General features: G+C 34.0%; 23 protein-coding genes and 1 pseudogene. 16 read left to right on the top strand and 8 right to left on the bottom strand.

Going from position 1 to position 22,823, the window contains the following annotated elements:
- Positions 1-352 precede the first annotated feature (352 nt).
- Entirely contained in the window at positions 353-1,687 is a 1,335-nt protein-coding gene (locus ACIQZG_RS11725; RefSeq protein ID WP_402755367.1) for a TraB/GumN family protein, read from the top strand.
- Positions 1,688-1,937: 250 nt separating this feature from the next.
- The gene (locus ACIQZG_RS11720) at positions 1,938-2,501 is read left to right on the top strand and encodes a dihydrofolate reductase family protein (RefSeq protein ID WP_402755366.1); all 564 of its coding nucleotides are present in this window, start codon (positions 1,938-1,940) and stop codon (positions 2,499-2,501) included.
- Positions 2,502-2,697: 196 nt separating this feature from the next.
- Here the strand turns inward: ACIQZG_RS11720 and ACIQZG_RS11715 are convergent, their stop codons facing one another.
- Positions 2,698-4,281, bottom strand: a complete 1,584-nt coding sequence (locus ACIQZG_RS11715) for a glycoside hydrolase family 10-like protein (RefSeq protein ID WP_402755365.1) — start codon at positions 4,279-4,281, stop codon at positions 2,698-2,700.
- A 581-nt stretch (positions 4,282-4,862) separates the two neighbouring features.
- Between ACIQZG_RS11715 and ACIQZG_RS11710 the strand changes: the two genes are divergently transcribed.
- The 3 genes from ACIQZG_RS11710 to ACIQZG_RS11700 all read left to right on the top strand — a co-directional run bounded on the left by ACIQZG_RS11710 (position 4,863) and on the right by ACIQZG_RS11700 (position 8,913).
- Positions 4,863-6,416, top strand: a complete 1,554-nt coding sequence (locus ACIQZG_RS11710) for a hypothetical protein (RefSeq protein ID WP_402755364.1) — start codon at positions 4,863-4,865, stop codon at positions 6,414-6,416.
- A gap of 9 nt (positions 6,417-6,425) precedes the next feature.
- A complete protein-coding gene (locus tag ACIQZG_RS11705; protein ID WP_402755363.1) occupies positions 6,426-7,691 on the top strand; it encodes a hypothetical protein in 1,266 nt (421 codons plus the stop codon).
- Positions 7,692-8,337: 646 nt separating this feature from the next.
- On the top strand, positions 8,338-8,913 hold the full coding sequence (locus ACIQZG_RS11700; protein WP_402755362.1) for a YdcF family protein: 576 nt from the start codon (positions 8,338-8,340) through the stop codon (positions 8,911-8,913).
- A gap of 455 nt (positions 8,914-9,368) precedes the next feature.
- Here the strand turns inward: ACIQZG_RS11700 and ACIQZG_RS11695 are convergent, their stop codons facing one another.
- Both ACIQZG_RS11695 and ACIQZG_RS11690 read right to left on the bottom strand, forming a co-directional pair.
- Positions 9,369-10,262 carry a DMT family transporter gene (locus ACIQZG_RS11695; protein WP_402755361.1) on the bottom strand — a complete coding sequence of 298 codons (894 nt, stop codon included), beginning with the start codon at positions 10,260-10,262 and terminating at the stop codon, positions 9,369-9,371.
- A 547-nt stretch (positions 10,263-10,809) separates the two neighbouring features.
- Positions 10,810-11,178, bottom strand: a complete 369-nt coding sequence (locus tag ACIQZG_RS11690; RefSeq protein WP_402755360.1) for a hypothetical protein — start codon at positions 11,176-11,178, stop codon at positions 10,810-10,812.
- Between the two features lie 599 nt (positions 11,179-11,777).
- On the opposite strand from ACIQZG_RS11690, the gene ACIQZG_RS11685 reads away from it, so the two are divergent.
- Positions 11,778-12,476, top strand: coding sequence for a polysaccharide deacetylase family protein (locus tag ACIQZG_RS11685; RefSeq protein WP_402755359.1), 699 nt, complete (start codon positions 11,778-11,780; stop codon positions 12,474-12,476).
- A 139-nt stretch (positions 12,477-12,615) separates the two neighbouring features.
- Here the strand turns inward: ACIQZG_RS11685 and ACIQZG_RS11680 are convergent, their stop codons facing one another.
- Positions 12,616-13,059 carry a hypothetical protein gene (locus ACIQZG_RS11680; protein ID WP_402755358.1) on the bottom strand — a complete coding sequence of 148 codons (444 nt, stop codon included), beginning with the start codon at positions 13,057-13,059 and terminating at the stop codon, positions 12,616-12,618.
- Between the two features lie 229 nt (positions 13,060-13,288).
- On the opposite strand from ACIQZG_RS11680, the gene ACIQZG_RS11675 reads away from it, so the two are divergent.
- Together ACIQZG_RS11675 and ACIQZG_RS11670 are read left to right on the top strand one after the other, a co-directional pair.
- The gene (locus ACIQZG_RS11675; RefSeq protein WP_402755357.1) at positions 13,289-13,450 is read left to right on the top strand and encodes an HAD family hydrolase; all 162 of its coding nucleotides are present in this window, start codon (positions 13,289-13,291) and stop codon (positions 13,448-13,450) included.
- 921 nt (positions 13,451-14,371) lie between these two features.
- Entirely contained in the window at positions 14,372-14,803 is a 432-nt protein-coding gene (locus tag ACIQZG_RS11670; RefSeq protein WP_402755356.1) for a hypothetical protein, read from the top strand.
- A 203-nt stretch (positions 14,804-15,006) separates the two neighbouring features.
- Here the strand turns inward: ACIQZG_RS11670 and ACIQZG_RS11665 are convergent, their stop codons facing one another.
- Entirely contained in the window at positions 15,007-15,252 is a 246-nt protein-coding gene (locus ACIQZG_RS11665) for a hypothetical protein (RefSeq protein WP_402755355.1), read from the bottom strand.
- Between the two features lie 405 nt (positions 15,253-15,657).
- On the opposite strand from ACIQZG_RS11665, the gene ACIQZG_RS11660 reads away from it, so the two are divergent.
- The 3 genes from ACIQZG_RS11660 to ACIQZG_RS11650 all read left to right on the top strand — a co-directional run bounded on the left by ACIQZG_RS11660 (position 15,658) and on the right by ACIQZG_RS11650 (position 16,941).
- On the top strand, positions 15,658-15,813 hold the full coding sequence (locus tag ACIQZG_RS11660; RefSeq protein ID WP_402755354.1) for a hypothetical protein: 156 nt from the start codon (positions 15,658-15,660) through the stop codon (positions 15,811-15,813).
- Positions 15,814-16,305, top strand: coding sequence for a hypothetical protein (locus ACIQZG_RS11655; RefSeq protein WP_402755353.1), 492 nt, complete (start codon positions 15,814-15,816; stop codon positions 16,303-16,305). It abuts the gene before it with no gap.
- Positions 16,306-16,689: 384 nt separating this feature from the next.
- Positions 16,690-16,941, top strand: a complete 252-nt coding sequence (locus tag ACIQZG_RS11650; protein ID WP_402755352.1) for a hypothetical protein — start codon at positions 16,690-16,692, stop codon at positions 16,939-16,941.
- 110 nt (positions 16,942-17,051) lie between these two features.
- Here the strand turns inward: ACIQZG_RS11650 and ACIQZG_RS11645 are convergent, their stop codons facing one another.
- Positions 17,052-17,561: a DUF3231 family protein gene (locus ACIQZG_RS11645; protein ID WP_402755351.1), complete on the bottom strand. Its 510-nt coding sequence runs from the start codon at positions 17,559-17,561 to the stop codon at positions 17,052-17,054.
- A gap of 151 nt (positions 17,562-17,712) precedes the next feature.
- Between ACIQZG_RS11645 and ACIQZG_RS11640 the strand changes: the two genes are divergently transcribed.
- Complete coding sequence (locus ACIQZG_RS11640) at positions 17,713-17,904, top strand: hypothetical protein (protein ID WP_402755350.1); 192 nt, start codon at positions 17,713-17,715, stop codon at positions 17,902-17,904.
- A 142-nt stretch (positions 17,905-18,046) separates the two neighbouring features.
- Here the strand turns inward: ACIQZG_RS11640 and ACIQZG_RS11635 are convergent, their stop codons facing one another.
- Together ACIQZG_RS11635 and ACIQZG_RS11630 are read right to left on the bottom strand one after the other, a co-directional pair.
- Positions 18,047-18,592 (bottom strand): BclA C-terminal domain-containing protein, encoded by a 546-nt coding sequence (locus ACIQZG_RS11635; RefSeq protein ID WP_402755349.1) that lies wholly within the window; start codon positions 18,590-18,592, stop codon positions 18,047-18,049.
- A 564-nt stretch (positions 18,593-19,156) separates the two neighbouring features.
- Positions 19,157-19,705: a hypothetical protein gene (locus ACIQZG_RS11630; protein WP_402755348.1), complete on the bottom strand. Its 549-nt coding sequence runs from the start codon at positions 19,703-19,705 to the stop codon at positions 19,157-19,159.
- A 256-nt stretch (positions 19,706-19,961) separates the two neighbouring features.
- Between ACIQZG_RS11630 and ACIQZG_RS11625 the strand changes: the two are divergent.
- From ACIQZG_RS11625 to ACIQZG_RS11610, 4 genes and pseudogenes are all read left to right on the top strand, one after another.
- Positions 19,962-20,317, top strand: a pseudogene (locus ACIQZG_RS11625) (cupin).
- 399 nt (positions 20,318-20,716) lie between these two features.
- A complete protein-coding gene (locus tag ACIQZG_RS11620; protein WP_402755347.1) occupies positions 20,717-21,001 on the top strand; it encodes a hypothetical protein in 285 nt (94 codons plus the stop codon).
- A 434-nt stretch (positions 21,002-21,435) separates the two neighbouring features.
- Complete coding sequence (locus tag ACIQZG_RS11615) at positions 21,436-21,897, top strand: NUDIX domain-containing protein (protein WP_402755346.1); 462 nt, start codon at positions 21,436-21,438, stop codon at positions 21,895-21,897.
- A gap of 190 nt (positions 21,898-22,087) precedes the next feature.
- Complete coding sequence (locus ACIQZG_RS11610) at positions 22,088-22,549, top strand: GNAT family N-acetyltransferase (RefSeq protein WP_402755345.1); 462 nt, start codon at positions 22,088-22,090, stop codon at positions 22,547-22,549.
- Positions 22,550-22,823 lie beyond the last annotated feature (274 nt).

Raw genomic sequence — 22,823 nt, 5'->3', positions numbered from 1 at the left:
AAAAATTAAACGGCTTAAGCCCTCTAGAATACAGGGTTCAAGCCGCTTAAAGTATTTTTATTATTTCCACTGTCTACTTGACAGGGAGCAGTTCAAAATTATTTTGAGGTGGCTTTTTTGATGGAGAAAAGAGTGTTACGGTTGAGCGATGGACATTTTTAAATAAAACTATCTTGGGGGAATGGTGAGACATTCAGAAAAGTTCCTGTTTATCTATGGGGATGTTTGATGTACTATAATGTTAGGTACTATATTCCTATTAAAGAAAAATATAGTTGTTGTTATTGGGAGGTGAAGTACCGAAATCTGTATCGCAATAATTCGTAACAAATAATCGAAAGGGGAATGAATGATGAAAAGAATAGGTAGGCATATGATTGCCACAATGCTTGGGATAATGCTGATGCTGTCAACGGTTATTCCTGTAATCCAAGCAGAAGAACGTAAACCAGATATTAGCGGTTGGGCAATAGAGGCGTTAAATGAGGGTGAAAAGTACGGTATTTTCCCAGTACAATGGTATTATGAAGGATTTACGAGTGAAGTGTCGATTGAAAGAGTAAATGAACTAGTAGCATTAACAGAGAAGAAAATAGCAGCATTACAACTTTCTGAAAAAAAACAATACAGCCCAGTAAGCTATAAAGAGGACACTACTAGAGGCGATATTATCAATCGACTGTTTAACATTGTAGCACGCTATGATTTACCTGTTGGCAAAGATGCAGTAGCGTATATGACAAAACGAAATATTAGTAACGGATTAGGATTAAAAGAGAAGGCAACTACACAACAAGCAGTCGTATTAGCAACTCGATTAGTGAAGGATACATATAACCAAGCACAACAAGGTTCTAAAGGTGTAGCTTGGGTAGTAGAAGATGAAGACACAAAGGTATACTTATTAGGGTCAATCCATGTAGGAACACCTGACCTTTACCCATTCAATAAAAAATTATTAACAGCATTTGACGAATCGGATGCGCTATTAGTAGAAGTGAATCTCTTTAATCAAAAAGAACTTGAATATCTTGCAGGTAAAGCGATGTATACAGATGGAACAACACTTCGTGAAAATGTTAGCGCAGATACCTATACAAAGGTTGAAAAGGTTGCACAACAGTACCAGCTACCGATGGAACAATTAGTACTACAAAAACCTTGGGCGTTATCTAGTACTTTATCATTGCTAGGATCGGACGATTCTTTTGGGCTGTCTAGGGAGGAAATGACGATGCATGGTATTGATATGTATTTTTTATCAAGTGCATTGCTTCAAGAAAAGCCAATCATTGAATTAGAGGGAATAAAAGCACAAACGGATATGTTTGATGGTTTATCTCCTGAAGCGCAAGAACAGTCTTTAGTAGCTACGGTTGATAGCATTTTAGAGCCATCTGCAGAAAATGGAAAAGATATAATGCAGAATTGGTTTAGTAGTTGGAAAAAGGGCGAGATTTTAGCATTTACTGAGAGTTTCAAAAAGACGGAAGGGGAAGATTCTGAATTTAATGAAATGCTCTTTGGTTTACGAGATGAACAAATGGCAAAGAAAATTGTTTCATTATTAGAAGATGAAGAAGGCGAATACTTCGTTGTCGTAGGAGCAGGTCATTTCACAGTCGATAAAAATATCCGTTATCATTTAGAGCAGAGCGGATATGATGTTGTGCCATTTTATCAATAAATCTAAATAAAAGTGCAGCCATTCCGCATCGCAAAATGTGTGTAATGGCTGCATTTTTATTTTGCTCTATTAAAGACAAACGTGGATATTTGATGCCTCCTCGAATGATTGTTATAATCAAATTTAGAACTAGTGTTCTATTTCGGGTACTTAGATTATGCTCTGTTACTGGAGGCATAGATTGTTGACAGCTTTAAACAGGGGCGTATTGTGAAAACTAAATAATGGGATATGATAAGGAGAAAGAGTTATGTCAAATAGCGTAAAAGAAAGAAGAATAATATTAGATTTAGCAGTTACTTTAGATGGTTTTATTGAAGGGGAAAATGGAGAAGTGGATTGGTGCATTATGGACCCTGATATGGGGTTTACTAATTTCTTGAATCAAGTCGACACTATTTTTTATGGTAGAAAAAGCTACGATTTGTGGGGACAATATATTCCACAAACTGAAGACTCTGATAGTGAAAAAGAAATTTGGGAATTGGTTCATAGTAAAGAGAAGTATGTGTTTTCAAGAATAAAAACGGGCGATGATAATCGAGCAGTATTTATAAATGAAAATATTCTTGAAGAAGTAACTAAATTGAAGAATAAGCCTGGTAAAGATATTTGGTTATATGGCGGAGCAAGTCTCATTACAACTTTTATAAATTTAGGGCTAGTTGATGAATTTAGATTATCTATTCACCCTGTTATTTTGGGAGAAGGAAAACCGATGTTTATTGATATAAAACAAAGGTTGAATTTGAAAATGGTTAATACAAGAACGTTCTCTTCTGGTGTTGTGCAAGTAATCTATCATTCCAGCTAATAGCGGGTTTTACGATATTTTTTTACAGATATTAGGAACAAGAAACCCGCATTTCAAAATGCGGGCTTCTTGTTCCTATATAATACGAGTTGCCATTATGTTTGTAGCCTTTGTGTGTTCTGCAATGTCTTCAATCAAGTCGGTTGTGGAGACATCGTTGAATGTAATAATAGGCTTTGGATTTACTTTTTTCTAGTTACATTTCCTCTTCAAGTGTTGGTAATGTAGGTTTCCCATCTGTTAGAACAAAAGCAGTTTTACTTTCTACACCTGTAGCAGATAGTGATTTTATACCATATGTGTACACTTTATTCTTGTTTGCAGTAGTATCTACATAAACAGTATTCCCATTTGTATTATAAACCACATCTACTATCTTTTTAACATCTTCATAAGATCCTTCTTTTACTCCATCAAATCGGTATATTACATATTTCCTTGGTTGAGTACTATTTTTATCCGTAATAGTAAGCTTCATGCCAGAAGACTCTTTACTCAATGTAACATCGGTTGGATACATTGGTACTGTAGAGTCTTTCCAAAAAGTTGAAGGTGTTAAAGCTTTATAATTGTAAAGTTGCTGATTTAGATAAGAAGAATATCCAAGCGCGTTATTGTTAATGCTTCTTAGAGAAAAATGCATTTGTCCTTGGGCATTTTTATTAGCTCTGTTGGCGATTACTTGGTTGGTAAGCTCCATCTTATTTTTCCATGCAGTATCAGAATCATTTCCAACTTTATAATCGGCCATGCCAATATAGAGATTGACAGGGTGGGATTTTGCGTACGTTTCAATTTCTTTTCCCCACCAATCTAATAAAACAGAGTAATTTGCTACTTTATGACTTCTAGACCAATAGATTTGAGGCGTAATGTAATCGATACTGCCATCTTTAATCCATTGTCTTGTATCAGCATAGATATCATCGTAGTTACTCATTCCATTTGTGTTACTACCAGTGGAATCTTGCGCTTTGTTTCGCCAAATGCCAAACGGAGATATTCCATATTGAACATGAGGTTTAGTTGCTTTAATGCTTTCATATACTTTTTTTACTAATTGATTAACATTATCTCGGCGCCAGTCTTCAATTTTTTTGAAAGAGCTACCATACTTTTTAAAAGTTTGTTGATCTGGAAAAGTCTCACCTTTAATTTTATAAGGATAGAAATAATCATCCATATGTACAGCGTCGATATCATAGTTGCTGACTAATTCCTCTATAGTTGATATTAAGTAATTTTGAACTTCTGGTAAACCAGGATTTAAATAGTATTGTTTACCGTATTTCACTATCCAGCTAGGATTTTTACGAGCCACATTATCTGCAGCTAGATCAGACAACGCGTGCGAAGGCATAGTGACTCTATATGGATTTACCCATGCATGAAGTTCTAATCCTCGCTTATGTGCTTCGTCCAGCATGATTTGCAAAGGATCAAAACCTGGGTTTGTTCCTTGTTTTTTGCCCGTTATATACGATGACCATGGAGCAAGCTTAGACGGGTACAGTGCATCATTTAATGGCTTAACTTGGAAAATAATTGTATTAAAGTTAGCGGCTTTTAATTTGTCTAAAGTACTTTGAGCCCATTGCGTATATTGGGCTTGATTCATACCTGCCTTCATATCAATATTAGAGACCGATGAAATCCAGGCTGCACGCATTTCATTTTTTTGTAGTGAATTAGCTGTAGCCTTTTGATTTGTAAAAACAGGGATAAGTAAAAGTAAAACTAAGAAAGTTGCTAGGCACTTACCGAAAAATTTTTTAAACATAAATAATAGAATCTCTCCTTTTTAGGCTCTACACCAAAGTCTGTACGTGACAGCATATGCCACTACAGGCGGACGCTTCCGTCCCATGTTCTTACATAGTTTTTAAGTCAAAAACATGGTTCGCTGTAAATCCCTTTTTCATGAATATAATAATATTTCAACAACTAATTCTCAGACATAAAACCTAGCTGCTACTATATTAATTTAATTGTAGCATAATTATGATTAAGTGTGGAAAAGGAGTAATATTTTAGTAAAACGTGAGAAGTTGTCTACTTTCGAAGCGGGGTGTAAAAAGAAGGTAAGCTTGAAATCAAATCGAAAGGGTGCCCATACTGTGTTTTAGGCTGTTTTTCTGAAGATGGTTGTTCTTCAAATTACGATGCAGCAGTTACTTCAATGATATAGGCAGATGGTGTAAATGCTTACTCTGTATTTTTATTAGACAAATTAAAACTTCTAATCAAATGACAAATGAAGAATAGATTTTAATTTGAATCGCTTGGATAAAGCCCCTAATATTGTATTTTGGGATATAATGAATTTGGAATTATTTATTATACATTAAGGCGGGTATTTAAATGAACGGTCAAAAATTAACACAAGGCATTATGCAAGCGCAAGGCGAAGAACTACGTATGATCTACTCGCTTCTTTGCAAGACAAATATTATTAGCATGATCACTGCTAAAACAAAAGATATTTTCACGAAAGATACAGATCATTTTACGGAAGCATTAAAAAAAGAGGTAGAACTTTTAAACCAATATACCGATGAACAAGTGCAATTAATGTTATTCACAGAGCTTACGCGAATGCTACAAATTAAGGGTACGCATTATGATTTACCATTGGAAATAGAGGCGCAAGGCGAACTGATTATGCAAGAAACACATCAACTTATGATGAAAGAAGATAAGAACTATAAACTATTTGTAGAATCAACCAAGGATCGTGAAATCTATCAGCTGATGGTGCAATACCAAATGCAAAAAGTCTTTTCAACCTTTGATGCAAAGTTTCGAGAATTAGACGAGAAGGACTCACTTGCATTCCTTCATCAAATTGAGGCGTTTCTCAACGAAATGCCGACGCAGAAACAAGCTGAATTTAAAAAGAAACTAAATATTGATGATATTACAAATGAAACTTTACGTCAGGCACTATTATCGCAGGGGTCTGTTGTAGTCCTTTCCATCATTGTGGAAATTGCAGGCTTTGCAGCGTATACAACATTAACATCTGCCATTGCGGCTACGATGGCATTTCTTGGTGTGACACTTCCATTTGGCGTGTATACATTTGCTACATCTTTGTTATCAATCATTGTGAATCCATTGTTCCTGATTCCACTTGTACTTGGCGGTGGTGGGTTATTACTATCGCGGCAAAATAAAAACCTGAAAAATAAGTTGCTGCCAATTGGCATTTTGCAGCTCATTTTACCAATGAGTATCCAACAATTTGAAAAAAAGGTAAGTTACGATTCATTTATTCAGGAATGGCAACTACATAGTAAACAACAAAAGTTGTTACTTGAAGATCAAGCAAATTTGGAACAAGAAGTTGCTCTTTTGGAACATACATTAGCAGATCATCAAGTAATGAAAGCCAAAAGTTTGTATATAGAAAATGAAATGCGAGAAAATATAAATGAACAAAAAAAGCTTATTTCTGAAGCTGTTTTTACTATACCAGAATATGAACGGTCTGATTATTTTCAAACGTTAGTGAATCAAATTGAGGACAAAAATGAAGCGGTTCATCAACTACAACAACAAATCCAAAAAAATAAAGAACAACATGGGTTCTGGAATACGATTAATGCCACATTAGATAACACAAAATTAACTAGTCAAACAAAGAAAATTCAACAAGAAATAACTGATATAAAAAAACAACTAGTGAGCGAGTTTTTGGCATTAACTAATTGTTCAGTGCTACAAACAGAACGCAAAAATATTCAAACAAGTGAAATTGTTTCAAAAAATCAGCGATCGCAAGTTAAGCTACTAACTACTCTATGTACAGGGACGCAAAATGAAATAGATAGACATAAAAAGCAATTAACACTTTCTAAAGACCAATTAATAAAATTACAAGAGCAATGCTATGGTTTAGCACATCTTGTTTGAGGTGAATTGATGATTACAAACGAACAATTTTGGACTTACTGGCGCAATCAACAATATGAAGAAGCACTTGCTTGTATGAGGGAACAACCTGTAAAGAAAACAGCTAGCATGTTGTTCGGTCCTGCAACAGACTTGAAGCAGACAATGGCAATTTCGACGATTAGTGCTGGTGAATTTTTATATGATTATATAATGATTAACCCACTTGTTGTGAAAGGTATGGATTTTGCTAGAACAGAAGATTTATCAAGTTTATTTCAATTACAACAGTTTGCTGAAAACATCGATATCTCATCAGTTACTGGGGATATTGCACAGTTACAAGGATATGTTGCAGAGCAAATGATGGCAGCAGAATTACAAGGTCTTGGCCACGATGTTCAATTTCCGGAAACATCTAATCAAGCGGGGTGGGACCTTCTAATAGATGGTGAGCCATTTCAAGTGAAGTGCTTAACATCAGCACAAGGTGTACATAAACATTTTGATACATACCCTGATATCCCAGTCTATGTTAATGCAGAATTAGCTGCAACATTTGCAGATAATCCCCTTGTTTATTCAACATCGGTGACACATGAGCAAGTACTCTTGCAAACAACACAAACATTAAAACATGCTGAAGATTTACTCGATTTTGAACTCCCGTGGATTACGGTTGCTGTTAGCTCTTATTATAATGTGAAACGTGTACGGACAGACGGTATTTCATTAACATCTGCTATGCGAAATGTCACTAGTGACGTCGTTTCGCGTGTTGCGTTAGGTGGAGTAGGCAAAGTCGTCTTTGGTGTAGGGGGTGTCGCTTTATTTGGTCCAGCTGGGGGCATTGTCGGTCCGGCTTTAGGTGCATTTGCAGGCGTTTCGCAGGGGACACATTTATCTACATTTATCAAGAAAACACTTGCTAAAAAGGAATATGCCGATGTTGTAACGGCAATTCAGCAACTTATTCGTAAAATGCAGACACAGCTTCAGCGAAAACAGCACATTAAAGAAACGAAATGGCAGCAAATGGGGCAGCACCTTGCACAATCTACAGCTTCAAAAAGATTTATAAATGGGCTTTCACCTTATGCACGACAAGAACAACAATATAATAATAATCTACATGATGAATTAGCAGCGCTATATAAAAATACGGAGAAGCAACCTCTTGAGGTCTTCGAACACGTAATTGTTATACTTGCTAAATCAGGCATACACCAGCACCCTATTCGTGAGGAATTAGGTGCTGTAGAAAAAGCGATGAAAGAATACAAAAGAACAATTTAATCGATGGATCAATCACAGCCCCCGTAATAAGTGATAAAGATTTAAATGTTCAACAAAGCCCTATAATGTTAGATATAGATTCTCTTTTATTTTTTAATAGTATTTTGGTAAAGGATTATTAGTAATGGGGGGGACACCTAGAAGATAAAAATAACGAGTGGTGATAAGTATGAAAAACATACGTTTGAACATAGATGGAATTTAAATAATAAGGGCAAGAGTTTCAGGTCAAGCTGCCGGAGTCAAAGGTAGCTTTTCTTATTTAATGGTGAAATAGATCATGAATTAAACCTAGTGAAAAATGTTTGGTAGACTTTACTTGTGTGCTTTTGAATCATTTATTACGTATTTTTAATCGCAACCTTGGGAACAGCAATATTTTGACACTACTTTTTAGTATCTTCTCATAGTCTGAATGGCAGAACCAAAAAGTACACACACTGATGATAACTGTTATTAGAAAACCACACATTTGAAATTATCTTATTTCATCAAAATCATTCAACCTCGGTAAGCGAAATCCCTGATATGCCTCCAATTTCTAACAAACTAATATAATTGTTCACATACTTTACATTTTACATATTGAAATAGACCATCGTTTATATATATAATGTCAATCATTACTGCTTATAAGGGAGGCACAATGAATAAGCTACTCAAACCCATCATTGTTTTGCTGTCGTTAATTACAGCTTTTTTCCTTTGCCTACACTTACTTATCGTAGTTGAGGGCAAAGATACTGCTATCGAAAATGCGGATTATCTCATTGTCTTAGGTACACGCCTAGACGGTGACAAACCTTCAAGTTTATTATTTGAGCGCATTAAGACTGCAGCTACATATTTGAAAGAAAACCCAGATACAATAGCGATTGCTTCTGGTGGCCAAGGGGTGGACGAGATTGTTCCAGAGGCCTCAGTGATCAAAGAATCGTTAATGCAATTAGGCATTGATGAACAACGTATTATAACCGAATCCAAATCCACTCGTACTATTCAAAACTTCAAGTATTCAATGGATTTTATAGACGAAGATTCCACAGTTGTAGTTGTAACAAATCGATTCCATCTATATCGCTCCAAATCCATAGGTGAAGATTTAGGTCTTAATGTTTCAGGCTTATCGGCCGCAACCCCCTCCGAATTTCGGGTAAAGTATTACTTCAGAGAATATTTAGCGATCGTAAAGTATTACCTTGAAAAGTTTCACATCATTTAACAGCATAGAGGGAGCAAGCTAGAACAATAACAATAAACGAAAAAAATGTGGTGTTACTGATTTATGGAATGTGTATCAAGATATGGTGAATGGATTGGTTTGTATAGAAATTCAATAGTTCCTAATGGGATTGAACTTCAAGAAAATATAAAGTTTCGTTTTCACCATCTAATTTTGCCAAAAGATTTGCAAATAAAAGCAGTAACCCTTTAACCAATAACAAGTGCGATTGTTCAATAGAACAGTCGCTTTTTTAATGTTAAGGAAACTATAAATGTTTCACCTGTGAATAATTAGGCTAAAACGCTATATACTCTAGGGATCACAAGCAGACTGTCGGATGTAAACGATCGCTTTAGCGTATATTGTTTCAAACAAAGGAGTTTGTAAGGTTAGTGTAATAATCACTTCAAATAATAACAGTGGGAAATGAATACTTCCCACTGTTTATCATGTTATTTAGTTGGTGTTTTTATCGCTAGTGTGGGAAATTTGATTGATTTAATTTCACTAACAAATGTTGAGGCTAAAAGTAATGCACCACCAAGTATTTGAAGCAATGTCATCTGCTCTTGCAGGATAATTGCCGAAATCAATATCGCTACAAATGGATCTACATAACTTAGCATCGCAATACTTTGTCCTTTTAATTTCTCCATACCAGAAAAGAATAGCCAAAATCCAATCCCCGTATTGACAGTCCCTAATATTAAAATAAAAGGAATGGAAGAACTAGATACTTCAAACATACCGAAACCAGAAGTTGAGAAAACGAACGGCATAAGAAGTAAAGCAGTTGTTCCAAGTTGAATAATGGTCAGCTCTAATTTTCCCATATCTTTAATAAATTTATTTAACAACAATAATGCAGCATAAAAAGCAGCCGCAATTAATCCATAAGAAAGTCCAAGGATATCATTTGTTTTAGATGCACTCACACCTTCTCCCACAATCAATACTAGACCCATAATCGCGACAAAAATACAAACCACTTTTTTAAAGGATAATGGTTCTTTCAGTACAAATGGAGAAAGAAGCATCACAAACACTGGGGCAAAGTAATATCCAAGTGTTGCGTTAGCGATTGTCGTATAGTTGTAGGATTGGTAAAGAAAAACCCAATTCCCACCCAATGCAATACTAGAAAGTAACAAAAATAATGCATTCGATTTTATTAAATTCCATGAAAATTTTTTCTTCATGATAAAGAATATTAATGTTAAAAATAAGCATCCTATAAAACTGCTTAGTAAAGCTCTTTCGCTCGAAGAAAGATCAATAAATCGAACAACTAAACCAATAGTACCGAAAATGATCATTGATAATATAAACTGAATTTTAGATTTCATCGTTTACTCCTTCGAATCTACGAAACAGCTTATATTTCGCAGATTCTTAATCTGTTTTTAATATAAGCCTATGAGTAGCTGACTGGGCAGCAGGAGTAAACGGTGGTGGCGGTGATGTAGAAATTGGCTTCCAAATGTAAAAACTTTTATTTGTTAATGGCATATTATTTCCCTCCAGTTTCAATAAAGATCCTTTTTTACTAATTATACATAATAAATACCGAGAAATATTTAAAAATAACTAACATTGAGAAAATTTCAATACTGTTATATTTCCATTCTATTATAGTATATGCGCTTTTCGCTCTGGCACTCGCTTTCCACAGGTACATCGTAAGCAGCAACCCTCGCTATGAGCGGTTTGTTGCGTCTTACGTTTCGTGCGTGCACCTGCCGCTACGTTTCACTCACGCTTTCGTTGCAAATCTTGCGTCGCCGCTACAAGCTTTATCTAGAGTAACTATTCTGAATCTTTTAAAGTAAAGGCTGTTTTCGTACAAATTGTTGCTATTAAAAAATCGAAGCCGATTGCTGATTAGAAGATTATTTACATCTTTGATATTCCATAGCTAAAAATACAAAGTAATAAACTGATAGTGGTTAAGCCAGCAACTGGAATAGCAAAAACTTTATTGTTTTTAAATTCATAGATTGCTGTGATTGCACCTGCGACGCATAATACTAACCATACAGGTATAAACACAACATCCGCAATATTTCTTGGTAACAGAGCGTAACCACTTACTAAGTAAAATACCCAGTGCAAAACCAGCAGTCCTGCTATTACATAAGAGATTTTTCGTGGTGGATTTCCTTTCTTGTCCTTTCTAACAGCTATAAATGCAGGAATGATAAACGTTAAAAATGTAATAATGCCAACAACCATTAAAATTATTAATGAAATTCCAATGATCAACACTCCCTTTCACAATACCTCATTGTGTACTTTGACTTATTTCGCAATAAAAGGTTTCATTTCCTGATTATTGAACACAAGTTAAACAATATACTTTAACTACCTGCGGCGTAAGTTGAATAACAACTATCTTCGAGAAAACACCCAAAGTAAATAATAAGGTTTATAAAAATTATTAAAGCAACGCTATTTGATTTAGACGGATAGTGACGAGTCTTTAAAAAATTAATAAGCAATATAATAAGTTATATAGTTTGGTGGGTAAAATTCCTAGAGACCAAAATGTTAAAAGATATAATGAGTTTGATCATTATGGTTATCTCTGTAAAGATAAAGTCTATCAAGAAATGGTTGAGGAATTTGAGATTACTAAAATCACGAGGGAAGAATTACTTCAAGACTATCTTTGTGAATGGCTGTTTTCGTATAGATCGTGGGTTCTGCGAACTATATAAGCGTATAATCTAGATAATAGCAATAGAAACAATATTTAATAGGGAATGCTATAATAGCCTTAATTTCAAAATGATTTTAAGGAGGATTAAAGAGTTGAACTTCTTTGATTTATTTAAAACTCCTGTATGGAAAGAAGGATTACTGTGAAAAAGAAGTTGGTATTGATGGGGGGAGGGATTCTCTTAGTTTTCCTTCTACTATTAGGCACTTATAAATTAATGAATTCTAGGACGTATCAGTTATTTGGCGGCTTAACCAAACAAGTAGAGACGAACCAAAAAGTGGTTGCTTTAACTTTTGATGACGGTCCGACAGATAACACAAATCAGATAATGGCGCTGTTAGAAGAACACAATGCTAAAGCTACCTTTTTTCTGATAGGTGAAGAAATAGAAAAAAATCCAGAGGAGGCAAGAAGAATTGCAGAAGAAGGACATCAAATTGGGAATCACACCTATTCGCATAATCGGATGATTTTCAAAACACCCTCTTACTACAAAGATGAAATAGAAAAGACAGATCAATTGATTCGAAATATAGGATACAAAGGTGAAATTGATGTTCGACCACCTAATGGAAAAAAGCTGATAGGGTTGCCGTATTACCTAAATAAACATAAAAGAGACACGATAACTTGGAACCTCGAGCCAGATACTTTTTACACAACGGTTTCTGACAAAGTAAAATATGTGACAGAGAATATTGAACCTGGTTCGATTATCTTGCTACATTCAATGTATGACAAAACGGGCGAACCGCTCCAAACAATTGAAGGTATACTTCAGGAACTTTCAAATGAGGGTTATACATTTATTACTGTTAATGAACTCCAGGATTTATAGTTAAGAAAACTGAGTTAGCCCTGCCTTCGTGGGATTAACTCTGTTTTTTGTTTCTGCTGTTTTCTGCTTTGAATATCATATGGTTCTAATTATTTTTCTTACACAGGAATGCATCTTTTTCTCTAGTAAATCTGATATCTTACAAAATACTATTAGGTGAAAAGTGTATCCAAGCTAAACACCTTGAGAAATCAGCAGTCCACTCCACTCTATCAACTTTTAAAACGAAACCGATTTCTAACCTGTCTGCTATATAGGGTACTTCAGGAGGATTTGTGCTGTCAGTTGCGACAGGTAAATTACTTGATGAATGCAAAACTTCCCAAATTTTACTTCCTTCTTCACTAACAAAAGCGCTAGTCATAATAGGAATATTATATAAATTAAAGATAGTTGTTACCACACCGTGCCCGTCAACCTTTGTGCTTTTGACTATGTATTTATCTAATAATGTTACTCCATCTATATTAAAAGATTCTTTATAAACTCTCTTTAATGCGAAAAAATATTTATTATTAACATCTATCGGAAAGGATTTTTTATAGTGTCCTGAATTTATTATTATGTGATTTAAATATTCCACATTTCCACACTCCTTAAGTTATTATCCTCAATATATTACATATATTAGAAAAATGAAAGGTGAGATACGAAATATTGCTTTAGATCACTTTAATGTCCGCTACAAAATAAGTGTAGGTAGTTCAATATAGGTATCCCATTAAATATTAGATTTAATATAGCCACAATCTTTGAGAATACTGCCTTGTGAGTTTAAAAATAGTTGCATTCCTTATTCTAATCTTATCAATATGTTAGAGGAACTCAAGGGACATAATTTTAGTATAGGAATGATTACAAATGGGAAAGGAGAGGCATTAGGTGTTGATAGGTACTTCGATGTTATTTTAGTGTCTGAATGGGAAGGTATTAAAAAGCCAGATCCACAAAATTTTAAAAGAGGCCTAGACTAACTAAATGTTTTACCTTATCAAAGTGTTTTGGTTGAAGATCATCCAAAAACTGATGTCAAAGCCGCTCGAAATGGTGGAATGATCGGAATTTGGAAAAGAGATTTTCAGTGGGGGAAGTATTGAAGCGGATTACACAATAATTGAATTATCGGAAATAGTATTAATCATAAAAAAACATAAACAGCCATGATTTTTAATCCTCCAAAATTAGAAAAGAGTTTGAAATCATGCTGCTAAAGGCATTGAAAAAGGTATTATAGTGATACTAAAGCAGAAAACCCGGAATTTACATTCCGGGTTTGATTAGCACTTACAGTAATTCCTCCATGACACACTGCCTCGCTTCCGTAATGGATCTTAAGTTACCCTAAGATTACCGTACTTAAGCATTATTCAGTATTGATGGTTCTTCTGAGTTAACGATCAATCGCACTCATCGGGTTAACCCTCCTAGTCACATAGGTTTTGAAGTGAAATCTTTAATAGTATAGACGTATTATTATTTTTCATACGCATTATTTTTTGTAAATCAGAATTCTCTATGATGCAATTTGGAATCAATGGGATAAGAAATTAAAAGATCATCCTTTCATATGCATTGCATAGCTGGATCTTTGTTAAATTAAATTGGTTAATTTGTGTAAAAATGGAACCCGAAATCATTGCGACCGTCTTAAAGTAATAAGTTTTTTATGAAGAAGTGGTTAGGCCGAACGACATAAAAGGAACATGATTTATGGAGAATTGAGGGATTTGTTTTTTGCGCTATTAGATGAATTGATACATAATCCAAATACAAAAATGGAATGAAGGGTGACTGTCCTGCATAAAAAAGGCTGAATTGTTCAGACCAATAACCAAATTTGAACTTTGATATATTAAAAAGGGAGATAAGGTAGTATTTTGTAGCGAAAGAGGGAGATGGATATTCGCAATAAAAAAATATGGTTTCTGTTGGGATTACTCATTGGGATTTTACTAATAGCGTTTTACAGCAGACCGCTGATTTTTTTTAATGAGGCATCCGAAATAGAGTTGACTAGTATCGAGAGAGTTTTGTTTTCAGATACTAGAGAAAAATCGTATACTCTGGAATCAGAGGAAACAGAGCGGCTCATCACGATACTAGATAGAATCGTGATGAAAAAGAAAGTGATTCCTAATGTTTCAGCTTTCAATACCGATGCTTATATTTTATTTTTCACTGCAAATGCAGAAGAATCCTATACAATAAAATTTGACTATGAAAGAAATATCATTGGAATTATTGAGAATCATAAAAACATGAAACAATACATTCTTGAAAATGATTCGGATTTATTTGTATTTGTTCAAAGCAGACAACAAAAATAAGATTCCCCCTGGCCAGGAGAATCTTATTGTAAAATAAAAATATAGCATAAATATAAAATTTTGTAAAATAAAATATCGTTTTTACTTCGGTTATATCATTATTTACTGAACTTTTGTGCATTATTCGATAAATTATGTGCAGTAACGAAAGGGAATCGAAGGTATTCAATAATACGTCAAAAGAAACGAATAAAAAAGAGGAATTAGACATAATCGTCTATTTCCTCCTTCATTGCTTGTAATTTTGCTCTATATCTTACTTTAGGAATACCGATATACTGCTCATATCGGCACCACATACAAGAACAATGGATCTTTCCTTTACTTAAGGTACCACGTACAGGCATATGTTCTTCTTCTCTTAAATAAGCATTTTTTAAAATGGACCATTTTTTTTGAATAATTCGCTCTCTTTGGTGGCGAATGAATGGTTTTGTACGGTTTTTCATGTAAATCAGCTCCCTTGAGAAAACCCAAGCTTGCAGGGAGGTCAAGGGATGTCATAGCATTCCCTACAAGCTTGGTATAGAGCTGATAAACGGCATCAATTGATTCATAAAATAAATTCCTTTCTCTATTTATCTGGTTATAGACAATACTACATTTATTATCTGAATTTTAACAAAAGAACAAGCACTCTACAAGGAGGATTAACCAATGAATACAGCAACAGTTGAATAGTTTACTTAGATCTAGAAGCAATATATGAATACTATTCAGCACCTGGCAAAGTGATTAAGTTCGAGGGTAACGAATCTTACAAATAAAGGTTATTTATACATTGAAAATAAGGAATATTTATTTAAGGTTTAATGAACATTTTGAGTATTTTATTCAATAAAGGAGAGCTAGATGTGAAAAACGAAAATGAAGGAAGTAAAGGAATGGTTAAAGCTTGGCGGGTTCGTCTTGGGAATATGTATTATGTACAGGGATTAGCTCGATTATTTAAGGATAAATCACAAGAACATAATTCTTACGAGTTTACTACCTGCAAAGAAGCTGCTTGATTGTTTCCCTTAAAATTCGTTGCTGATAATACTGCTGAATCTTGTGGTGGTGTCGTGGAAGATGTGGAGATAACAGCCAAAGAATATTATAGATTAGAAGATTTACTGGAATATCATGTGAACGAAAGTGAACCGAATGGCACAGAGAACAAGATAAGCAATTCAAGAATCTTTGATAAATATTGTTCAGTAAAGGGAGTGTTAAAAATGGATGCAGTACAGAAGTTCATTTCGGAAAATCAACATCAATTCCGCTACATTATGCACGAAGCTAGTCGCCAATGGTTTGAAAAAGATAAAGTCGGTGCATTAACGGTGGGTGATTGTAATTTTGTAGTTGAAAAGCATGGTCAATACCATGAAATTCTTGAGAAAATGCAAAAATACGAAAAAGCACTAGAAGAAATTTATGAATGGTCAAAGGTAGACTGTGTTCATAAAAGACTAGATAACTGCTATATAGCTTCTGCGAAAGCTTTAGGTCGTTACTGAACAATTTGATGAAAATTATCATGAAATCATGGGATAGCGATGTGCAATAACAACTTGGGGCGATCCAGTGCAACAGGTTGCTATCCCAAAATAAGTGTATGTACTAGCATTTAAAAACATTCCATCTATTGATATGAAAAGAAAAAAAGAGCCATCTCCTTATAAAGAAATGGCTAAATAGTAATTATTGGGTGATCTTATGTGGGATTGCCAAGCGATTTTGCTTAACACTACTATAACTATGTTGAAATTGTAGTTTTGTATAGTTGATGGCCTCGGAAATTAAAAGTAAAAAGCAGCAGTGTCGTTATACGTTAAAGCAAACTAATAATCAATTTGAGTATTTTTCGAAAAATATTGTTCAATACGAAGGGAGTAAGTGAAATGGCGCGTAATCGAACGGATTCACATGCGAAAGATAGAGCTTTAGGTGATGAAAAACGCTCAGATAAACCGATTCATTTCAAGGCAAAGAAAAACATCTACTGGGAAGATTGGGGGCATTTGAGACGAGTTTTCATAGCTGGTCGAGTATATGACAGCGTGCTTCATTCAGATGGGAATGTAACAGGTTATTCACCATATTTCGATGTAGACGACTATGTAAGTGCAGACGAAATTGAAATCGTTAATTGATAAATATTGTGCAATAGAGATATTTCCAAGATACTCAGTCAAATTGAAAAATCCCCAGCTTTATACTGGGGAACTAATTTGTCGGTTTAATCAGGCTTAATTAATAATTATTATTTTTCTGGATGATCTACATGTAATGGTGGAGGTACAAGCCAACCTTTATTTTTATTAAGGCGTAATAGTTTGGCGCCAAGCTGTGCTTTAGCTGTATGGAATTGACCATACATTAAGCCGATGTCTTCTCTAATAGACATACCCATTGCTTGACTACATGCAACTAAGCCAGCAGCAGCGTCTAATGATAATGCGGCACTGATTTCAGGATCATTAAACTTTGCACCAGGAGGGATATCTTCTAGTCTTGCTTCTGGACGTTCAGGTGGTGCAGGAGGTAATGCAATGCCATTGGTTTTTAGAATCTCTTCTAATTGCTTAACTTCCTCTTTAGCGCCTTGAATAAATTCTTCTATGATTTTTTTTAAGTCTTTGTCACCAGTATGATTATAAAATGTTTGATACCCAGCAATCATGCCATAGTTTGTAGCAAGATTTGTCCAGATACTGAACACCTCACCATAATGTAATGGTTCGTCTTTTGGATTACCGCTAAACATACCCATACTTGCACTTCCTTTTCAATTTTATTTCGTCATTTTCAAACAGGTGTAGTATGGGCAAAATCAGAAATAAAATTCATGAAAAATAAATTTTACTGAACAATATGAGTATATTCGTGTCAGAAAGAAAATTGAACAGAAATTAGGTGAATAAATGCAACTGCATTTCTATGTAAATTTCGAATCTATCGAACGTATCGAAACAGGAAAAGTGACAGAAGTTTGGAATAAGTCTATAACAAAAGAAACAGATATTCATATTAGCATTGATATTGCCGATTACAACGTTTTCCGTACAGAGAACAATAACGTCTATCGTATTGGTAAACGAGTTTGGAAAACTTGATAAATTTTGTTCAGGAAGGGTGAATAAATCTAAAAAGAAAAGAGGAGTAATTCCTGCGCTAAAGGTTAATTACTCCTAACTAATGGAGAACCTATTCTTTTGAAGTTTAGAAATGAAGAAAATCATACCTAGTATTTTATCTCTAGACAATTGGACTTAACAATTTAAGTATAATAGAAGCATTTACGTTTATTTGTGTGCCTCCTGCCAAAGTCTGCAGAGTAACTGCTGCAGCAGAAGAATGATTTCTAAGTGTAAGACTACCGCCGGATGTTAAAGAAATTATTGCCTGACCAGTGTTTTGTTGAGTGCCAGCCCCTGAACCATAGGTTGTTCCCGTAACCGGTGCGCCATTTAAAAATAGTGTGAATTGATTAGGCTCAACACCTGATACGACGAAATTAATCTCGTAGATTCCCGGTGTGGTAACAATAATTTGGGAGGTTCCTGGAACATGGGTAATTCCAGGGGTAGCTATGCCTGTTGAATCAAAAATAATATCAGCATCTATAGCTACAACCTCAGCACCTAGATTATATATATATCCGTATTCACATAAACCACTACATGTTGTTGTTATTGGTATAGGAGACCCGGCAGTAATTCCACAGAGTTCAACAGCTCTGAAAGGGCCGACCTGTCTTCCGCATAAGCAAGATTGTTTATTACAGTTACTACAGTTATCCATTTTTCCACCTCCATTTGTAATATATTATTCATTCAAAAAATGGAGTGAAGGGCAATTGGCTAACAATCTTACTATTAATTAAATCGTTAAATTTTGAAGTGGATTATTAAAGTTATTGGCTTACATGATTAAACATTTAAATAAATGTAAAGTTACTGCACACTTTGAGTAGAATATTCAGTTACAGGAATGGTGAGGTAAATGGAGTTTAAAAAAGAGGTTCCAATATGTTATTGTGGCGGCGATACTTTGTTAATAAGTAAGAACATTTCTTTAATAAGTGAAAAATGCAACTCTTGCAGGGGTATGTTTATTCAAGATAGAACCCTTAAACTTGTAGAAGTTATAGTCGGGTATTACCCTCATAATAACAATTTGTTCAATTGATTACAGTGCATTATTAGGGTTAACCGATAAAATTGTGCAGTAAATATTATGTAGTAATTTGATGTATGCCAAGATCTTAAATGAAGTATTAAGTTTTAAAGGGCGGTGTTATACCGCCACTTTAAGCAGAGGAAGATAGTTATATCTCAGATTCTTCAATGAAAAAGAGGATGAGTCCTATGCAAAGAAGTTAGATTTAATGTGTTCGATTCTAGAAGTCATAACTCCCATATTCGTACTTATACTTAACGGGATTTGTTGCTGATATGAAGATTTTGCCTTAGCTTTAACAGCGTTGTTGTTTCCAACTTGTGCCTTATCCGTTACTTTATTTTGTTTCGATGTAGAATTTGCTATGGCATCAAGAAGTATGTTAGTTGAGGACGAGATAGTACCCTCACTAGTTAAACCATTGCTATTCATTAGTTGCTTCTGTACAGTGGATAAATTACTATCCTTATCTAATTTAGTTTCAAGTGGATTTAGAAAACCATTCTCACTGTACAAGTCTAATATATTTGATACTTTAGCATCTTTTAATATTGACTGTCTTTGTATATCAGATAAATCTTTTATACTTGAACTATTAAGAAGAGTATCTGTTAATACATTTTTGAAAGCAGTTTTTTGATCTTCTGATAAATTTAATTTTTTGTTTTCAGACAATTCTTGCAGGAGTTTTTGTGTGAAAAGTATATTTTCTGTAGAAAGAGAATTTATATTCAATGTTATCACGCTTCCTTTCTTGAGATATTCATATCTTCTTCTATGAATATTATCGTCAATTATTAGATATATTTACTTAATATTTCCAGTTAACTAATAAATAATGTGTAATCCACTTGCTATTGCGAATATACGAGAATTTGTGAGAAATCCTACTTAAACTAATGTAGCAGATTTGTTCGATAATAGAGTAAAGGATTTTTGTATAATATTCTTGAATAAGTAAGAATATATTCTAAGCCTTCGGAGGTGCAAAATGGAGTTTTATAAATTTAGTAAAGATAGTGGTAAGATGATTTCAAAATTCAATTCAGACTTTGTTATGTCACGTATTATTCAAATAGATAAGTCAGTTAATATAGGGTGTATGCACTTAGACAAAAAAGGTATGTTGGTTACCATCAAGCAGTAGTACCTCAACTATTATTAATCTTAAATGGTGAAGGTTATGTCCGTAGTGAAAAAGACGAATACTTCAAAGTTCGATCAGGAGATGCAGTATTTTGGAGAAAACATGAATGGCATGAAACAAAATCCGATATAGGATTGACTGCTATTGTGATTGAAAGCGAAGAATTAAACCCCTCGTTATTCATGCCATTAAAGAAATAGAAGTTATACAACGAACGGGTGCGTTACTGGAGATCATTAAACTGCATATGTAGCTCTTTCTTCATTGAACTCCCATGAAAGAACGTAATAATCTTTCATTTTCTGTGGTGTAGCATAGATTTTACGCAACATGGCTGGCTAACGAGTGCTTTAGTGCATTAAGCATTTCAAAAGCGTCTCCAAACGACGCTTTAGGAAGGTTATACTTCAACTAACGGCGCAGTTTAGTTAAATAAGCATGGATTTTTGTTAATTTTAAATGGTAAATTTGTTTATATATGGAACTTAAAATCATTTCGGGCGTATTAAAAGTAATAGGTTCATTGAAGTTTATTTTAAAGGGGATGATTTGCTTGATAGTCTTCAACAATAGGGCCATATTGATGAGGAGGTATATAATTGAGTAAAAAAGCTTTTCATATTTATAATATTTTTCTTTTGTTTTTATTGTTGTCATTTAACCTTCTAGCCTTATTTGGGGCCGGAATGAGTGGGGGTGGAGTACCTTCCTCTATGTGGTTTGGAATTGGGCTTTCGTATGTCATCTGGGGTATCTTTTATTTCCTTCAATTTGTACGCCCCAACAAGGCTTGGCGAATTTCTTGGTTCCTCGTTATGGCTGTTTTCCTATTTTTCTGGGAAACAGGTCTTGGCTCGCAAGTTGGTCTAATGATTTTTAATTAAATTGAACCTGCACTATTAAGTAGCGTCTCTATTTTTATTAAATTCAAGATTACTTTAGTTCATTAAAGATTTATAAAGTATGCAAAATAAACCTAAATAACTTTCCAAAATAAAAGTTTGGTGTCACAAAAAAACACTTAAAACGTTGTCATATCAATGTTTTAAGTGTTTTTTGATCTATTCATATACATCTTTTTATGCACTATCGTTTGAACTTAGATACAACAAGATTTTAAACGCTGTTCAAAAGAAACTGCACTGGCTCAAGTCTTGAATAAAATCTTGCATACGTTGCTCATTTCTTAACGTTGTAAATCCGCACTTTTCTGACGGGACCCTAATGAGACTGTGAAAGAATATACTTAAAGTAACGATGCAGTTTAGTTGAATAACAAATGCTATAATTTAGATATAAAAAGAAGTGAGGGAAAGATATGAAAGTTAGAAACTCAGTAAAGGCAATTATTTTGGATGGGGAAAAAATATTATTAACTAAAAACCAAGATGACGAGGGGTATTTTTTTCTTTGTCCTGGTGGAGGGCAAGAACATGGTGAAACATTCCATACCACTTTAAAAAGAGAGTGTATTGAAGAAATTGGACTTAATATAGATATCAAAGAATTATTACATATCAGGGAGTATATAGGGAAAAATCATGAATACGCCGAATTTGATTTTGATGTTCATCAAATAGAATATTATTTTTTATGTCAGCTAAGTAGAACTGAAATTCCAATAAAACCAACAAATCCTGATAATCATCAGGTAGGTGTTGAGTGGATTCGTATTGAGGATTTATTAAATTACAGGCTATACCCCAAGGAGTTAAGAAAATATATAATTGGATATTTAACTGGTGAAAATTCACCAGTTTATCTTGGAGATATAAATTAACTTGTTATTAACAAGGTCTTTAGTAGAAGATCATTAAGTTGTTCAGGCAGCACTTCTTTTATTTAACTAACGGAGGGCGTTTGTTCAATTAGAGCGGTCTCTTCTTGTGCTAACGAAGTAGTTTAGTGAAACAACTGATTTTGTTCCTTTGTTACATTTCAAAACAATTTAACTAAGAGAGGGATATGGTATGACTTCTTATAAAATAAAGAAATTAAATCTCGAAGACTATAATAAGTGCAGTAATATTTGGGATATGGACAAGAAACCAAAAATGGCGAAGATGTTTTATGACGAATTAGTAAACGGAAACAGAATTACCTTTATTTATTTAGAAAATAACAATTTTATAGGAGAAGGTTCGTTAGTTTTTAGAAACAATGACCCAGACTATACTATTCCAGATAAACGGATTTACCTATCTCGTATGATAGTTAAAGAAGAATTTCACAATCGTGGAATAGGTGGCATTATACTTGATTATTTGATTGATTACGCTGAACAACTTGGATATGAGGAAATAGCACTTGGTGTGGATACAGATAACTTAAATGCAAGACACCTATATGAAAAGAAGGGATTTACTAACGTATTATTTATTGGTGAAGACGAATATGGTGAATATGTAAAACTCTTAAAAAAATTAAAATAGATTTATCTAGAAAAAGTATAGTTGATAATGTGAGGTAAAAGCCGAAGATAACGTCAAAGGCTTACCTATCACTATAAGATCATTGAGCTGCTTAAACAGCTCTTTTTTTTATGGTGCTAACGAAGCAGGTTAGCGGAAGAAGGAATTTGTTTAATGAGAAACTTTTCCCAATTTCACTCTTTGTAAGTTAGAGTCTATAAAGTTTATAGAAAATACAAACGAATGGTAGGTAAGACGATGTTAAAAAGGCTTTTATTGCTGATGATTTATGTAG

Origin of the sequence: Lysinibacillus sp. NPDC096418 (assembly GCF_044762775.1) — a bacterium.
Taxonomy (GTDB): Bacteria; Bacillota; Bacilli; order Bacillales_A; family Planococcaceae; genus Lysinibacillus.
The sequence above is the reverse complement of the archived record's forward strand: the minus strand, read 5'-3'. Positions and strand labels throughout refer to the sequence as shown.

Excerpts from the sequence above, each read along its gene's own strand:
- ACIQZG_RS11725 (WP_402755367.1), top strand. The coding sequence starts at position 353 with ATGAAAAGAATAGGTAGGCATATGATTGCCACAATGCTTGGGATAATG.
- ACIQZG_RS11720 (WP_402755366.1), top strand. The coding sequence starts at position 1,938 with ATGTCAAATAGCGTAAAAGAAAGAAGAATAATATTAGATTTAGCAGTT.
- ACIQZG_RS11715 (WP_402755365.1), bottom strand. The coding sequence starts at position 4,281 with ATGTTTAAAAAATTTTTCGGTAAGTGCCTAGCAACTTTCTTAGTTTTA.
- ACIQZG_RS11710 (WP_402755364.1), top strand. The coding sequence starts at position 4,863 with ATGAACGGTCAAAAATTAACACAAGGCATTATGCAAGCGCAAGGCGAA.
- ACIQZG_RS11705 (WP_402755363.1), top strand. The coding sequence starts at position 6,426 with ATGATTACAAACGAACAATTTTGGACTTACTGGCGCAATCAACAATAT.
- ACIQZG_RS11700 (WP_402755362.1), top strand. The coding sequence starts at position 8,338 with ATGAATAAGCTACTCAAACCCATCATTGTTTTGCTGTCGTTAATTACA.
- ACIQZG_RS11695 (WP_402755361.1), bottom strand. The coding sequence starts at position 10,262 with ATGAAATCTAAAATTCAGTTTATATTATCAATGATCATTTTCGGTACT.
- ACIQZG_RS11675 (WP_402755357.1), top strand. The coding sequence starts at position 13,289 with ATGTTAGAGGAACTCAAGGGACATAATTTTAGTATAGGAATGATTACA.
- ACIQZG_RS11670 (WP_402755356.1), top strand. The coding sequence starts at position 14,372 with ATGGATATTCGCAATAAAAAAATATGGTTTCTGTTGGGATTACTCATT.
- ACIQZG_RS11665 (WP_402755355.1), bottom strand. The coding sequence starts at position 15,252 with ATGAAAAACCGTACAAAACCATTCATTCGCCACCAAAGAGAGCGAATT.
- ACIQZG_RS11650 (WP_402755352.1), top strand. The coding sequence starts at position 16,690 with ATGGCGCGTAATCGAACGGATTCACATGCGAAAGATAGAGCTTTAGGT.
- ACIQZG_RS11645 (WP_402755351.1), bottom strand. The coding sequence starts at position 17,561 with ATGGGTATGTTTAGCGGTAATCCAAAAGACGAACCATTACATTATGGT.
- ACIQZG_RS11640 (WP_402755350.1), top strand. The coding sequence starts at position 17,713 with ATGCAACTGCATTTCTATGTAAATTTCGAATCTATCGAACGTATCGAA.
- ACIQZG_RS11635 (WP_402755349.1), bottom strand. The coding sequence starts at position 18,592 with ATGGATAACTGTAGTAACTGTAATAAACAATCTTGCTTATGCGGAAGA.
- ACIQZG_RS11615 (WP_402755346.1), top strand. The coding sequence starts at position 21,436 with ATGAAAGTTAGAAACTCAGTAAAGGCAATTATTTTGGATGGGGAAAAA.
- ACIQZG_RS11610 (WP_402755345.1), top strand. The coding sequence starts at position 22,088 with ATGACTTCTTATAAAATAAAGAAATTAAATCTCGAAGACTATAATAAG.